This is a genomic window from Yersinia alsatica (assembly GCF_902170305.1).
Lineage (GTDB): Bacteria > Pseudomonadota > Gammaproteobacteria > Enterobacterales > Enterobacteriaceae > Yersinia > Yersinia alsatica.
The window spans coordinates 1-15364 of record NZ_CABHWW010000039.1 but is presented as its reverse complement, the minus strand read 5'-3'; the positions used below and the strand labels follow the sequence as shown (position 1 = coordinate 15364).

Genomic DNA, 15364 nt, shown 5'->3' with positions numbered 1-15364 from the left:
CACGGTACTATTTATCTGTCTCAATATACAAATGAAGCCGCGGGACTAATAGCTGTAATGGTTTAGCTTCGGGTTTATATTTGTGTCTAATATGGTTGGCATCATAGTCAGTTAACTCACCTAACTTCGGTAATTCCAGTTCCGACTCAACTTGACAGAATGCTATCAATGGCATAGGGCAGGGGTGTTGCACTTGCTTCTGCTGCTCTTGATACCAGACTCGTGCAATGGGTTGTACTTTTACCGGCCGCTTGATCTTCAGGCGCGTATTTTCGGGCAGGCGCTGCACATCATTAATTTCCAGACTGATTAATTCCATCCATTGTTCGCGACTGAAAGGGGGAACTGCGCGTCCAGCATTCAGACTTTTATTTAGCTGCGCCAGTACTTCTTCGCGAGTGACATTCTTAATAATATGTTTATTGGCCCAACCAAAGCGCACCGAACTGGGGTTAATGAGCGGAGTAATAGTGCGATAGGTATTTAATGTTATCAACCCATGTAAATGGGTATGCACAAACTCGAAACGTTGTTCACTTGGCAAGCCAGACTCGACGGTAATGAGGTGCTCTAGTTCGGTTTTTAATTGATTAATTTGATAGATGGTCTTTTGACATGCGTTTAATTGGTTATCTGTGACGGAGAAACAGAGTACCCCGGGTAGACGGACCGCGGCTTTGCTACTGATATTCTGCCCTTGGTGATGAATAAACAGACGCTGATAATGCTGCAAAGCCAGGTCTCTGGCTTCATTTCCTATCGTAGTGCTGACCGAAATCTGCTCAATAGGCTGATGCTCAGTGCCTTTTTCTATTTCAGGCAGAGAAAAAACGCGCGCTGCGAGCAAGGGCAACTCTGTAAGCTGCTGGTGGAGGTGCTGTAATTCGATCTCCAGAGAAGAGAATCGGTTATTTAGCCGGTCTATCAAATCATATTTATTCATCGTCTTTTCTTATAAGAGCTTTTTTACTTTTTTAGTTACAACATACATTACTTATATCAGTAAAAAGCAACATCTGAAAGCCCGGCGTTGCAATTTAAAGGCGCTAATTAGGAGGGATAGCAAAGTTGTTTTTGAAGCGTAGGGCGGTTACATAAGATAATACCCCGTCCTTGGGGTACTAATCGCATAATAGGCCGCATTTTGGCTGATAAGCAAAAATGGTCGCAGTCAGCCTTGTTCGGCCGATAACTCCATGAATGTTACCCATGCAGCGCAATGATATTCTGGCTTGATAAATTAGCCGCTGCACGCCTGCCTACAATCATCATGACTTTGCGGGGGATAACGACGACAGCACTATTTTAGTTGCCGCAGCCAATACATCGCGCCGCGGTTTGGCGTCTTTCTCTCGCTGCGTAAAGTAAACCACCATAACTATCGGTGCCCCCTGAGTTGGCCAGAGCACGGCAATATCATTGGTCGTGCCATAATCGCCACTGCCGGTTTTATCACCCACAATCCAGTCCGCCGGAGCACCCGCCTGAATAGTTTCTGCGCCCGTGGTATTTCCTTTAAGCCATAGGGTGAGCTGCTCTCGCTGCGTGGCGGGGAGCGCATCACCCAACACCAATTTGTTCATACTGGCAGCCATGGCCGCAGGGGTGGTGGTATCACGCGGGTCATTTGGCAGGGCGCTATTTAAATCCGGCTCTAGGCGGTCTAATCTAAATGCTTGATCGCCAATACTGCGGGCGAACGCATTAACTGACTCTACACCGCCTAACTCTTTGATTAACAAGTTTGCCGCGGTGTTATCACTGTACTGCATGGTGGCCGCACATAATTGCGAGACAGTCATACCATGAGCCAGATTCTTGCGCGTAATCGGCGCATAAGACAATAAGTCACTCTCACGATATTTTATGTGTTTATTGAGCAAATCCGGCTGGGTTTGGCTTTTGCCCAATACTGCGGCGGCCAACATAAATTTAAATGTGCTACAGAAAGGAAAGCGCTGAGTTCCGCGATATTGAATTTTCCTGCCATTAGCGGTGTTAATCATGGTGACCCCTAGACGACCATTTGATTTCCGCTCCAGTTCAGCCAATTGATTGCCTAATAAGTCGGATGGGGCCGCAGCCCAGGCTGGCAGGCTAAAATTGACTAAGGGGAGGGTAATTCCCGCTAATAATAGCGAACGCCGCAACGGTGAATGTTTCATTCCTGAATCTCGCAATTAAATAGACGAATAGTGAAAGGGCATTATAGGGGGAATGGTGGTAAAGCTGAAATGTGCTTTTGCTTTTTATTTAGGGAGTGAAATAACAATAAAGGCTAAATGGCAGGGATGCTGACATTTAGCCTTTTCTATCCGTTAAATATGCTGGATAACGTTATAAATCAAGCCAGAGCTTTGGCTTTCAACTGCTGGTACTCGCTTTCAGTGATGGTGCCTTCATCCAATAATTTCTTAGCATCAGCAATCTGCTCAGCGGGTGATTTGCCGGCGACATGACGGATATAGTCATTAGTATCAGCAACAGACTTCTGTACTGATGCGCGGTAGCGCTGCGCCATGCCTTTGCCTCGAGTAATGAGGTACACCAAAGAGGTGAGTAATGGAATAAAGAGTAAAAACAGAATCCATATCGCTTTATAAACACCGCCTAATTCATGGTCTCTGAAAAGGTCAGAAATTACCTGAAACAGGATCAGCAAGTACGCTATAAAGAAGAAAATTGAAAATGTGGTTGCAAGAATATCCCAAAGCGTCAAAAAATGAGCTGTCATACGTTCTCCTAACATCAAATAAATTAAAGAAACATTTATCGTAAAAAATCCCTAAATACTTTACGTAGTCACTCGTGGTATTAAGTTTCACTTTAATAATAAGTACATAAATGAGAGGACGTCAAATTGTAGTTTGACGTCAGGTAGCGAATTAAAGAGATTAAATTCTTGCCGCTTCGGGAAGTTGACGTAACCGTTGCCCGACATACAAGGCTAGCAACAGTAGGATGGCGATAAATACCACCACCCCAGTCCAGCCAAAATTAAGCCAGAAAATACCGCCTAATGTTCCCGCTACACTCGAACCGGCATAATAACAAAATAAATACAGCGACGAGGCTTGGGCTTTTGCGCGGCGGGCGCGGCGGCCAATCCAGCTACTGGCAACTGAGTGTGCGGCGAAAAAACCAGCGGTAAATACCATCATGCCAATAAAAATCGTAATTATCGGTGAAAAGCCAGTAATTATAACACCCACCAACATCATGCCTATTGATGCCATTAATACTGGCCCTCGGCCATAACGGCTGGTCAAAGAGCCTGCTTTGGGTGAGCTATAAGATCCGGTTAAATAAACAATCGATAATAATCCCACCACGGCTTGGCTGAGATAATAAGGTTGTGTCAGTAAACGATAACCGATGTAATTAAATAAGGTCACGAAGCTCCCCATAATCAAGAAACCTTCGGCAAACAACAGTGGCAAACCTGAATCGCGCCAATGCAGTTTAAAATTAATGGCAAGTGTCCGAGGCCGCAGTGAAGTAGGGCGGAAGTGTTTCGACGCCGGAAGAATACGCCAGAACATGCAAGCAGCCGCTAAAGCAAATAAACCAATTACCGCCAGTGCAATTCGCCATGAAAAGAAATCACTCAGCACCCCAGTGACCAAACGACCACTCATGCCGCCAATGGAATTACCGCTAATATATAGCCCCATGGATAGCGCAACAAAGCTCGGGTGAATCTCTTCACTGAGGTAGGTCATCGCCACGGCGGCTACCCCACTAAGGGACAAACCAATCAGCGCCCGCATCAGTAAAATCCCATGCCAACTGGTCATAAATGAGCAAATTAGTGTACAGATTGCTGCCAGCATCAGTGCGACGACCATCACTGACTTGCGTCCAACGGCGTCGGAAAGTGGGCCGGTAAACATTAAGCCAAAAGCTAACATCCCGGTTGCTGTCGAAAGTGACAAACTGCTTCCCGCCGGCGAAATATTAAAATCCTGCGACAGCAGCGGCAGAATGGGTTGGACACAATAAAGTAGGGCAAAGGTAGCAAGCCCGGCCGAAAAGAAGGCCAGTGTGACGCGGATAAATTCTGGCGTACCGCGTTGAATATAGGGGCGTTTAGCTAAACGAGTCACTTTCGATTCTGCCACTAACACGCTGGCATCATCATTTGCTGCGGGAGTCGGCGCTACAGTATCTGTAGGGCGCAAAGAGCTGGTCACGGTATTTCCTTCAATCAAAAAAATCAAAACAATCTGCTGCAATAGCAAGATCATAGAAATAGTAGAGTTTTTTGTCTAATATATTAATTATTCAAAATAAGACGTTTAAAGTCTCAATGAGGTTGAATGAGTATAGAACTCAGGCACTTGCGTTATTTCATCGCCGTGGCGGAAGAGTTGCATTTCGGGCGGGCAGCTGAGCGCTTGCGGATTTCTCAACCGCCATTGAGCCAGCAGATTCAAATCCTGGAAGAGCAAATCGGTGCCCGGCTATTGGCTCGTAATAATCGGAATGTCAGTCTGACCCAAGCGGGCACTCTGTTTTTAAAAGAGTCTTACCAAATTTTGGCGCAGGTAAACTCAGCATCTGAGAAGGCGGCCCGCCTGCATCGTGGAGAATCTGGCGAACTCACCATTGGTTTCACCTCATCCGCTCCTTTTATTAGTGCGGTGTCGAAGAATTTACGGGCGTTCCGTCAACTGCATCCGCAAGTGCATATTAAAATGCAGGAGGTCAATACCAAGCAGCAAATCGAACCGCTATTGGATGGGCGGCTTGATCTTGGGGTGATGCGCAATACCCGCTTGCCGGATGCATTACAATATCGTCTATTGCTACGTGAGCCATTGGTGGCCGTCGTTCACGAAGAGCATCCATTAGCGGCGTTACCGAGCATTCAATACAGTTCGCTGGCCGAGCAACCCTTTGTCTTTTTTGCGCGGGAGGTGGGCACGGCCTTATATGATGAAATTCTCACGCTGCTCGCCCGGGCCGGTATCACACCCTATATTACGCAAGAAGTTGGCGAGGCGATGACGATTGTCGGCTTGGTCTCTTCCGGATTAGGGGTCTCTATTTTGCCGGCGTCGTTTACGCGGGTAAAAGTGGATGGGGTGAAATATTTACCCTTGGCTGAGGTCAGTGCCACCACCGAGGTCTGGTTGGTCAATCATAAGCATCGTCCCGTGACGGCTCCTGCTGAAGCATTGATTCGCCTGATGGTCGCGGATCTCCCGGGGCTTAGTTCGTATAAATAACCAGCACAGTGTGCAAGAAAATCAGTGATTATGTGCAGTAAATCACATAACTAATCAAATAGTTGACGCCATATGCTAAAAGCCCCAACATAGCCGATAATCTTTATTTAGAAGCGCGAAAAATACTCGGTGGCAGAGAAGGAGCCGGTTTAGTGATAACGGATGGACAGCCTGGGCATATTGATCAAATCAAGCAGACCAATGCAGGGGCCGTTTATCGGCTGATTGATTTGTTCGGCCCGATATCCCGCATTGAACTGTCTAAGAGGGCGCAACTGGCCCCCGCCAGCATCACCAAAATTGTGCGTGAATTGGTGGAAGCTCATCTGGTAAAAGAGACCGAATATCAAGATGTTGGTAGTCGTGGGCGGCCAGCAATTGGCTTGGTACTCGACACCGAAGCCTGGCATTATGTCTCTGGACGTATCAGCCGAGGTTCTATCACGCTCGCACTGCGCGACCTCAGCAGTAAACTGGTGGTCGAAGATCAAATTCCATTACCGGACAGCCACCCAGAGCCACTTCTTAATCGTATTCTCAGCGAAGTTGATCAATTCTTTATCCGCCATCAGGAAAAGCTTGAAAGGCTGACAGCCATTGCGATTACCATGCCCGGCATTATTGATGCCCCGGCAGGTATTGTGCATAAAATGCCATTTTATGATGTGGATGAAATGCTGCTAGGGCCCGCATTGGAGCAGCGAACCGGATTACCTGTCTATCTGCAACACGATATTTGCGCCTGGACCATGGCTGAAGCACTGTATGGTGCCTCCCGTGGTTGTCAAAATGTTATTCAGGTGGTGATTGATCATAATGTGGGGGCGGGGGTCATTACCGCCGGTCGGGTATTGCATGCGGGTAGCCGCAGTGTGATAGAAATTGGTCATACTCAAGTCGATCCTTATGGTAAACGCTGTTACTGCGGTAATCATGGCTGCCTTGAGACAGTGGCCAGTATTGAAAGCATGTTGGAGCTTGCTCAGCAGCGCTTAAATGGTTCGATGAGCTCGTTATTACATGGTACGCCATTAAGTGTTGAGTCTCTTTGTGATGCCGCCTTGGCAGGTGACCAATTAGCTAAAGATATTATCTTGGGTGTCGGCCACAGTGTGGGGCGAATTATTGCCATCATGGTTAATTTATTTAATCCGGAAAAAATTCTGGTTGGCTCGCCACTAAATAAAGCGGCGGCTATTCTACATCCGGCAATAGCATCCTGTATTCGGCAACAAGCGCTGCCCGCTTACAGCGAGAATATTTTAGTTGAACCCACCGCATTTTTTAATCAGGGAACAATGCCAGGTGCGGCATTAGTAAAAGAAGCGTTATATAACGGCTCGTTACTGGTTAAATTACTGCAAGGATAAAGTATTCACTAATAATTAAGAGTTAATTATTAGTGGGTATGCTCAACGTTATTTGGCGCTATCTGTTAAAAACCTCTCCCAGTTCGGCAAAACATTGCGCTAACGCAAGCTGTCCATCTCTGGCATCGCCTAGACTTTTAACCATGTTGCCAATTTCGCTAATGTTATGCGGAAAAACGTGAGTCGAAGTGGCCAGATTGCGGAGTATTGTTATGTTAACGCGGATATTTGTGACGGGAACCGACACTGCTGTTGGTAAAACCGTAGTGTCACGGGCCTTACTTCAGGCCTTAAGCCAAAATGGCAGAACAGCGGTGGGTTATAAACCCGTGGCGATCGAGAGCAAAGAAACTCCCGATGGATTTCGTAATCAGGATGCACTGATTTTACAAGCTTCATCATCAATTGAAGTTGATTATCAGGAAGTTAACCCCTATCCGTTAGTCGGCGATGTAATCCATGCCTGCTCGGATACCCTGATAAACTACAACAAGATGACCGAAGGGTTGCAGCAATTATCGGCTAAAGCAGATACGGTGGTGGTCGAAGGCTGTGGCGGTTGGAAAGTCATGATGAATGACCAACGCTTTTATTCTGACTGGGTTGTACAAGAACAATTGCCAGTTATTTTAGTGGTCGGGATTAAATTAGGCTGTATTAACCATGCCTTATTAACGGCACAAGCCATTATCAATGATGGATTACCTTTATTGGGCTGGGTCGCGAATAGAATTAACCCTGGGCTGGCACATTATGCTGAAACCATCGCAATGTTACGCGACCGTTTACCGGCACCGCAGTTAGGACAATTACCTTATCTGCCTCATCCAGAACAAAAGCCGCTGGCAAAATATTTAGATTTGACGGCTATGAGTCGATAATATAAATATTGCAGACGATAATTCTTAGCTAAATAAATAATTTCTGTCGTTTTAATATTGTCAGCCTATTTTAACGCGAATGATATACTGAATTAGGGCGTAACCAGCGGGCTATTGTTGTGGCAATAACACAGGATAGTAGCAGCCCGGGGAGTAAGGTATATTCCCCCGTCATTTCGCAGACCATTAGCGCGGCCATAATTGGCGCGTGAGTGGTGGCTGCCAGTAATGTGGCCATACCGGTCAATGCCATGAGTACTGCAATGTTGTCTCCGAGTATTGGCCACCAGGCAAACATCTGCCCGCATAACATGCCCAATGCTGCCCCGACAAACAGTGTCGGGGTAAATACCCCGCCGGGCGCGCCTGAACCGCTGCTCGCCAATACCGCCATTAACTTGCATATCAGTATGCCGCCAATTAATAACACCCCGGGTGGCGTGGTCAAAAATGACTGTACCACACTGTAGCCATTCCCCCAGACCTCAGGGAAAATCAACGATAATAGCCCAACGATAATACCACCAAGTGCAAGTTGCAGTGGGGGCGATAGATTCAACGAGCGGAATGCATGTCCACTGGCGGTCATACCCCGCAGGAACAGTGGCCCACAAAAACCGGCGAGTAATCCCAATAATGCCATCAACAGATACTGTATCGGCCAGGGTGAAGGTAGCGCCTGTACCTGATAGAGAGTCTCCTGACCGCCGTGTAACAGATTGGTGGTCAGCAATGCACTGACTGCGGCGATCACCACCGGCCCGAGAGAGGCTAACATTAAGGTGCCAAACAGAATCTCGGCAATAAACAGACTACCCGCCAGAGGCGCATGATAAGCACTGGCCATACCGGCCGCCGCACCACAAGCCACCCAAAGTTTCCACTCTTTAGGTTTGGCATAACGCTGAGCAAAAACGGAAGCAAATAAAGCGGCCAACAGAACCATGGCACCTTCACGACCAATGGCACTGCCGCTGGAAACCACCAGTAAAGAGGCCAACGACTTTACCAGACTGGCGGAAACATCTAGCCGACCATCACCAATTTCAATGGCTTCCATATAATCAGTTGGCGCACTGGGTTTACGATGTTGGTAGCGCTGATAGGCCCACAGTAGTGAACCGGCCGCCAAGCCCCCGAGTGCTGGGGTTAGTGCCCGCCGCCAGCCGGTAATAGAAGAGGCCGCCGCAACCAGACTGCCATCCGTGCGGGCGAATAATAGCCACTCCAACCCTAACATAGCCTGATGGAACAACCACACAATCAATGCCGACATCATGCCGAGCATAATAGCGATCAATAGCCGGCGCAGCATCGCACGGTAATAATAAAGGTGGGCAGGTCGTTTCATATAAAGCAACTGGCTGGCATGTGAGTAAGCTCGAAGATGACTTATAAAACAAAAGGGCGCACCTAAGGGTACGCCCTGCTAGAAAATTGAGAAATTACTCGCCGCTAGTGATGCGGGTATAAACAATTTTCTGGGTATCATTTTCACAATGGCCAACAACCTGTCCACCGGCTTGCTGAACCTGATCATTAGGGACGATCTCCAGTTTAAAACCGGATTCCGGGACACCATTATTGATGATCTTTTGTGTGATATCTGCTTTGACAGTTTCGCAAGATGCCAAAGCAGCCAATGGCGCCAGAGAAAGTAGCAATGTGCTGATAATAAGCGTTTTTTTCATCATAAAATCCTTATGTGGATGAATGGCTTGCCTAACGTATTGATTCTTAAATGGTACCTAAAGGATAGCCCAGACTCACATAACCTCAAGTAAATCTGACACATCGCGGCCCATTACGGATTAATCTGGCGACCAGACAGACGATCCAGGCAGCGCTGAGTGTTAGGTTCCCAATAAGCGTTCAGATTATCGCTACGATCGCAGTTATCTTTAGCATCTTCAGCACGATCATATTTATCAAAATTCTTTTCTACCCGGCTATTCACTTTATTGCGCAGACGATGGGTGTCATCCCACTGCTGCTGGCTTTGCCGGGCCTGCTCTTTGGACATTGGGTCGTTGTTCCCACCGACAGAAACACAGGTGCTGCCCTGAGTGCAGGTTGCCGATTGCGCTAACGCCGGGGTTTGCCAGGTCAGTGGCAAGGCAAGCACAGCGACCGGCAGAAATGCGCGGATCAGGCGTGGCAAGCTATTTATCTTCATCGTCTTAAGTCCTTTATCAGTCGGTGATGTTAAATCATCATGTAATTAATGGCACGCTATCAGCGGATGCAAAAATTATATCATTGCTCGTAGCCGATACACTAGCTAGCGACAGTCTTGTTTAGACTATGTAGAGTAACCTGATGTTAATTATCACTGCTGGTTGGGTGTTATTTATGCCAGCAAAACCAAGGGATCTGCATGTGTTAAAGACATCGTTACTTTTTTTTGTTACCGCATTAGCTGAGATAATCGGCTGTTTCTTACCTTATTTATGGCTACGTAAAGGCGCAACAATCTGGTTATTGCTACCGGCGGCTGCGAGTTTGGCTCTATTTGTGTGGTTACTGACACTGCATCCTGCTGCCAGTGGGCGCGTCTATGCTGCCTATGGTGGGGTATATGTGGCAACAGCATTAATTTGGCTACGCGTGGTCGATGGTATCAAACTTTCGGTATTTGATTGGGTCGGTGCGGGAGTCGCTTTGGCGGGTATGCTTATTATTATCGCCGGTTGGCGGGTAAATTAAGGGGGCCATTGTTGCAAAAGCGCCTACTGATTGAAATCTCGACTTGTGCAGTTTGTCTGAATGTAAGCTATATAATTTATAGATGACTTGTGTGTTTTTTGGGCAGAGGATAATGCATAAATCAATATAAAAAAAACGTGGCTATGTTCAGTGGTTGATTACCGGTGATTTCTCTTCACCTGACAAGGTTCCTTTCGTATGCAGTCATTGAAGTAAATATATAGGTGTAGCGAAATGGCCAGCGAAAACCGTTTTATTTATTCTTTATCTTGCGGTTCTATTTTTGTTGTCCTCCTTTATCCAATCAATGCCCACGCTGTTGTCAATATTGATAGCGGTCAGACTGTTACCGTGCCGGGGACGCACGCCTCACCTTGGAATGTGGGCGACGATTTATATGTAGGCTCGAGCACCGATGGGACGTTAAACATTAGTAGTGGCGGTATTGTATCCAGTTTAAAAGGCAGTATTGCTGCGCTTAATAGCACCGGGGCCGTGACGATAAGTGGTGCCGGAGCACAATGGAACAACTCGGATGTCCTGTATGTCGGCTATGTGGGGAACGGGACGCTGAATATCTTCGACGGCGGTTCTGCTTCCAGTGCGCGCGGCATTATTGGTAACCAAGTCGGCAGTATCGGTGCGACGACAGTGAGTGGTGTGGATTCGCAATGGATTATTTCTGGCTCATTTGGGATGGGTGCCGGTGGTAATGCAGTAATGAACATCATTAATAGTGGTTTGGTATCAAATACTGACGCCGAGATAGCGTCCAACCTGACCACGGGTATAGGTAAAGTCACGGTCAGTGGCGCAGGCTCAAGATGGTTAAACTCAGGCTATTTGAGTGTGGGGAAAGGAGGGAACGGCACGTTAGAAATTACTAACAGTGGCCTGGTGGAGAGTGCGTCAGGAGTGGTGGGACAGCAGGTGGGTAGTGTGGGCACCGTGACGGTCAACGGCAACGGTTCGCAATGGAACAATACCGGCACGCTGGTCGTGGGCACCAGTGGTAATGCTGCGCTAGACATCGTTAATCAGGGCCATGTTGCAGCATCCAATGTCACGATTGCCAACAACGCGGGTAGCAGCGGCACACTGACGATCGGTGGGTTGCTTGGTACAGCACCAGCGGAGGCCGGTACCCTTACTACCGCCAGCATCCTGTTTGGCGCTGGCGATGGGCGCATCATCCTCAATCATACCTCAGCTAATTATGTGTTTGATGCCACTCTGAATGGTGGCGCTAACAATACGGCAGGTTCCGCAACAGGTTTAGTGGGTTCCGGGCTGATTGACGCCGTTGCCGGCCGGACCATATTCAACAGCAACCAAGGCGATTTTACGGGCACATTGCAGGCCAGTGATCAGGGTATTCTACAGGTTAACGGCAATCTCTCTGGCGCCACGGCGATGATCCTCGCTGGCGGCCAGTTGGAAGGTAATGGCATCGTCGGTAACACCACTAACGCCGGTATTATTTCTCCTGGGAATTCCATCGGAACCCTGACGGTCGATGGCAACTATGTGGGGGATAATGGTGTACTGCAAATTGAGTCGGTGCTGGGCAATGACAGTTCTGCCACCGATAAATTACTGATATCAGGTAATGCGAGCGGTACTACTACGGTTCGGGTGACCAATTTAGGCGGCCTTGGCAATACCACCATTAACGGTATTAATGTTATTGATGTCGGCGGCTTAGCACCTGATGGGAGTTTCTTGCTGGCTGGCGACTATGTCACAGGGGCAGGCCAACAAGCCGTCATTGCCGGAGCCTATGCTTACACTTTACAGGCCAATGGAAATGCAGCGGTTGCTGGACGCGATTGGTCTCTTTCCTCTGAACTGCTGTCAACTGAGTCAGATCCGGGAACCGATGTTGTACCCGGCAGCCCGCGCTATCAGGCGGGGGTACCTTTATATGAACAGTATCCGCAAGTGCTAGCTGCACTTAACACACTGCCGACCTTGCAACAACGTGTTGGCAATCGTTACTGGTCTCAGACACAAACTGAACTCGACTCAAATAATTCGAATGATAATCAATGGGCATGGGGGCGTATCGAAGGTAGCCATCAAGTCGTCGATCCCGCCAACTCTACCAGCAGCTCACATCGCAATATCGATGTGTGGAAATTACAAACCGGCATCGATGTGCCATTGCATCAAAGCCAAGACGGCTCATTGCTAACCGGCGGGGTGAGTTTCTCCTACGGTAAAGCAAAAGCCGATATTAACTCTTACTTTGGTTACGGCAATATTGATACCAATGGTTATGGCGTAGGTACAACGCTCACTTGGTACAGTGCCGATGGCGTGTATATCGACGGCCAATTACAAACCATGTGGTTTGACAGTGACTTGAACTCCACAACAGAAGGGCACCCGGTTGCTAATGGTAATTCGGGCAGGGGGTATGCTTCCTCGGTCGAAACGGGTAAACATTATCAACTAGGCAATGGTTTCTCATTGACACCCCAACTGCAACTGACCTATTCACGGGTAGATTTTGATACGTTCCGCGACCCATATGGTAGCGAAGTTTCACTTCAGGATGGAGATAGCTTGCGAGGAAGGGCGGGAGTATCGCTGGACAAAGAGAATGTGTGGATTGCAGAAAATGGCACAACCAGCCGCTCACACCTCTACAGTAATCTTGATGTTTATAATGAGTTCCTGAATGGCACTAAAACCAGAGTATCCGGCATTGATTTTACTACCCGAGATGAACGGCAATCGGTGGGGGTCGGTGCCGGGGGAACTTATGAATGGCAGAACGGGCGCTATGGAGTCTATGGCAATGTGAATCTAATCACTGCAACCCGCAATGTTAATGACAATTATGCCATCGGCGGTACGGTAGGCGTTCGGGTAAGCTGGTAGCACAGCCCATGAAGATAAATGAGCTATGCCCCAGTGATTTTATGCGTTGGATTAACCTTCGCGGTGAATACTTAATCCAGCAAAGGATTGGCTGACTGGCATCATTTCCAGTGAGTTAATATTAACGCGAGCAGGTAGAGTGGCCACCCAATACACGGCTTCGGCGACATCTTCTGGTGTCAACGGGTTTGCACCATCATAAGTTTTATTCACGCGCTCGCCATCACCTTTAAAACGGACGGCGGAGAATTCAGTACCACCAACCATCCCCGGTTCAATGTCAGTCACACGAATATGTGTGCCATGCAAATCAGCGCGCAGACCTAAGCTGAATTGCTTAACAAAGGCTTTGGTAGCACCGTACACATTACCACCGGCGTAAGGCCAGTTAGCCGCGGTAGAACCAATATTGATAATATGACCCACATTACGCGCCACCATTTCCGGCAATAACGCGCGCGTCATATTCACCAAACCTTTGGTATTGGTGTCAATCATGGTATCCCAGTCTTCAACATTGGCCCGGTGAGCTGGTTCCAACCCCAATGCCAAACCGGCGTTATTCACCAGCACGTCGATATTTTTCAGCTCGGCGGGGAGTTCGTCGATAACTTGCTGAATAGCCGCACGATTTCGTACATCTAGCCGCACGATATGCAGCTTTGCGCCCAGTTCTGTTTTTAGCTCTTCCAGCCGCTCCTGACGACGGCCTGTCGCGATAACCTGATGACCGTGGCTGATAAATTTGCGGGCGATAGCCTCACCAAAACCTGAGGTTGCGCCAGTGACGAAAACGATCATATGCATTCCTTATTTTTCGTTGCCAATATTATAATTGATATGATTAACATACCCTTGAGTCTGCAAGGAAGCCATTGCGACATCACTATTTTACATTTCCGCGTCTGACTGGCTTCTTACACACTTCATCGCCCGCATCCCGCTAAGCGTCAATGTGTCTACTAGCGATAGTAATGCGACCGCACCAATAACCACAAATGCTATCTGGAAATTTTCCAGTGGGATCATTGCCGCGCGATAGGGATGAACCACTCGGCAATGCGCAGCGCCAATTCTAATAAGATAATAATCTACATTTGAGACTCTAATTTCAGATCTAAAATGAGGTTTGAAAATTTGAATTAGATGTTTCGTCTGTGACCACTGACCGTTATCCCCATCAACAGGGTAATCACCCAGTCTGCTGCATTTAAACGGCCATATATTACCCTGATTGTGCGTAAATTCATTTACGACTGTAGGATATATCCAATGTAGATAAGGATTTTACTTATTTTTTGTATTTCAATTAAAAATATAATTAACCAGATTGAGTCATAGAGTTGATATATAAATTCACTTTTTTTAGCGAATGCGATCGAAAAATCTGCGCAATAGGTAACCAATAGTCTATATGACTAGTTAAGCTCAATGTTATAGGGAAATGATCTATATTATTGGTTTTAAACAGATTAATAGATCGAGTATAGTGATATCCATAGTCATTAAATGGGATTGTAATGGTTTGAATTTCCTTTATTCAGTTATACGTCAATGAGAGTGTTAAATCACTGTATGAATATTTATCATTCCTGCCGTGAAATAATTAACCAGGCTAATTGACATTTATTTCTAATGTATTCTCTCTCGGCGATAAGATTGTATCTGCTGGGGAAGGGGATATTAAAAAATATCGTTTTAATATGCCATTAACAGACGGCATCTCTAAATTTGTCTATTAACACTTATCAGTGTGAAACACCCAAAGCACAAAAATATTTAACGATTACTTTCTTTTCAATTACTCATTATGGAGTCGATAAATTTTCATGTAGCTATTAATCAGCGGCAGCCTGTGGCTAAAACAATTTGATAACAAAACTTCGCTTAATTGTATGTATTCCATTTAGCGAGTCACATAAACATATCACTACAAGGAATGTTAATTATAATGAAACATATTAATAAATCTGCATTACTTATCGTATTTTTAAGCATGGTATTCTCTGGCTATGCTGCCGCTATCGGGCCTGAAGACTACTGTGATGACAGTGGATGTAATCTGGAAGATGGGCAACCCGATAATACGCTTGATTTTGGTGGCGGGAGCATTAATTTGGGCGACCACTTCGATATAGTAAATTATTCAGAAAATGATTTTTTTATTAAAAATCTGAATATTAATGATGATAATATTGAATTTGATAGATACGACTGGGACTATTATTATGAAAATACTATCATTCACCTTATGGGGGAACCGGGTAGCTTTAGTTTTGATCAATGGAAT

At 46.7% G+C, this 15364-nt stretch carries 14 protein-coding genes and 1 pseudogene; 7 read left to right on the top strand and 8 right to left on the bottom strand.

The features are described 5' to 3' along the window. Positions 1-7: 7 nt before the first annotated feature. From tus to FTA96_RS22540, 4 genes are all read right to left on the bottom strand, one after another. Positions 8-943 carry a DNA replication terminus site-binding protein gene (tus, locus tag FTA96_RS22555; RefSeq protein WP_050134447.1) on the bottom strand — a complete coding sequence of 312 codons (936 nt, stop codon included), beginning with the start codon at positions 941-943 and terminating at the stop codon, positions 8-10. Between the two features lie 325 nt (positions 944-1268). Continuing rightward, positions 1269-2165, bottom strand: coding sequence for a class A beta-lactamase (gene bla, locus FTA96_RS22550; RefSeq protein WP_050145866.1), 897 nt, complete (start codon positions 2163-2165; stop codon positions 1269-1271). A 179-nt stretch (positions 2166-2344) separates the two neighbouring features. Next, positions 2345-2734 (bottom strand): SHOCT domain-containing protein, encoded by a 390-nt coding sequence (locus FTA96_RS22545; RefSeq protein WP_050106982.1) that lies wholly within the window; start codon positions 2732-2734, stop codon positions 2345-2347. Between the two features lie 160 nt (positions 2735-2894). Continuing rightward, a complete protein-coding gene (locus FTA96_RS22540) occupies positions 2895-4193 on the bottom strand; it encodes an MFS transporter (RefSeq protein ID WP_050107191.1) in 1299 nt (432 codons plus the stop codon). 126 nt (positions 4194-4319) lie between these two features. On the opposite strand from FTA96_RS22540, the gene FTA96_RS22535 reads away from it, so the two are divergent. From FTA96_RS22535 to bioD, 3 genes are all read left to right on the top strand, one after another. After that, on the top strand, positions 4320-5231 hold the full coding sequence (locus tag FTA96_RS22535) for a LysR family transcriptional regulator (protein WP_050106984.1): 912 nt from the start codon (positions 4320-4322) through the stop codon (positions 5229-5231). A gap of 152 nt (positions 5232-5383) precedes the next feature. After that, a complete protein-coding gene (gene mlc, locus FTA96_RS22530; RefSeq protein ID WP_050106985.1) occupies positions 5384-6601 on the top strand; it encodes a sugar metabolism global transcriptional regulator Mlc in 1218 nt (405 codons plus the stop codon). Between the two features lie 212 nt (positions 6602-6813). Beyond that, the gene (bioD, locus tag FTA96_RS22525; RefSeq protein ID WP_050106987.1) at positions 6814-7482 is read left to right on the top strand and encodes a dethiobiotin synthase; all 669 of its coding nucleotides are present in this window, start codon (positions 6814-6816) and stop codon (positions 7480-7482) included. 70 nt (positions 7483-7552) lie between these two features. Here bioD and clcB read toward each other — a convergent pair whose 3' ends face one another. The 3 genes from clcB to FTA96_RS22510 form a co-directional block, all read right to left on the bottom strand. Continuing rightward, positions 7553-8833, bottom strand: a complete 1281-nt coding sequence (gene clcB, locus FTA96_RS22520) for a voltage-gated ClC-type chloride channel ClcB (protein ID WP_050106988.1) — start codon at positions 8831-8833, stop codon at positions 7553-7555. 94 nt (positions 8834-8927) lie between these two features. Then, a complete protein-coding gene (locus tag FTA96_RS22515) occupies positions 8928-9173 on the bottom strand; it encodes a DUF1161 domain-containing protein (RefSeq protein ID WP_145537685.1) in 246 nt (81 codons plus the stop codon). 113 nt (positions 9174-9286) lie between these two features. Beyond that, entirely contained in the window at positions 9287-9658 is a 372-nt protein-coding gene (locus FTA96_RS22510; protein ID WP_050106992.1) for a DUF1283 family protein, read from the bottom strand. 203 nt (positions 9659-9861) lie between these two features. On the opposite strand from FTA96_RS22510, the gene FTA96_RS22505 reads away from it, so the two are divergent. The 3 genes and pseudogenes from FTA96_RS22505 (at position 9862) to FTA96_RS23825 (ending at position 13074) form a co-directional block, all read left to right on the top strand. Then, positions 9862-10188, top strand: coding sequence for a YnfA family protein (locus FTA96_RS22505; RefSeq protein WP_050121420.1), 327 nt, complete (start codon positions 9862-9864; stop codon positions 10186-10188). 234 nt (positions 10189-10422) lie between these two features. After that, positions 10423-10929 (top strand): annotated as a pseudogene (locus FTA96_RS23885) (hypothetical protein); the annotation flags it as partial. Further along, a complete protein-coding gene (locus FTA96_RS23825) occupies positions 10909-13074 on the top strand; it encodes an autotransporter family protein (RefSeq protein ID WP_261172632.1) in 2166 nt (721 codons plus the stop codon). The pseudogene FTA96_RS23885 and the gene FTA96_RS23825, both read left to right, overlap by 21 nt. Positions 13075-13125: 51 nt before the next feature. Here FTA96_RS23825 and ydfG read toward each other — a convergent pair whose 3' ends face one another. Continuing rightward, positions 13126-13875, bottom strand: coding sequence for a bifunctional NADP-dependent 3-hydroxy acid dehydrogenase/3-hydroxypropionate dehydrogenase YdfG (ydfG, locus tag FTA96_RS22495; RefSeq protein WP_050121342.1), 750 nt, complete (start codon positions 13873-13875; stop codon positions 13126-13128). A 1150-nt stretch (positions 13876-15025) separates the two neighbouring features. On the opposite strand from ydfG, the gene FTA96_RS22485 reads away from it, so the two are divergent. Continuing rightward, positions 15026-15364: hypothetical protein (locus FTA96_RS22485; protein WP_145574936.1), on the top strand; the 339-nt coding region annotated here is incomplete at its 3' end.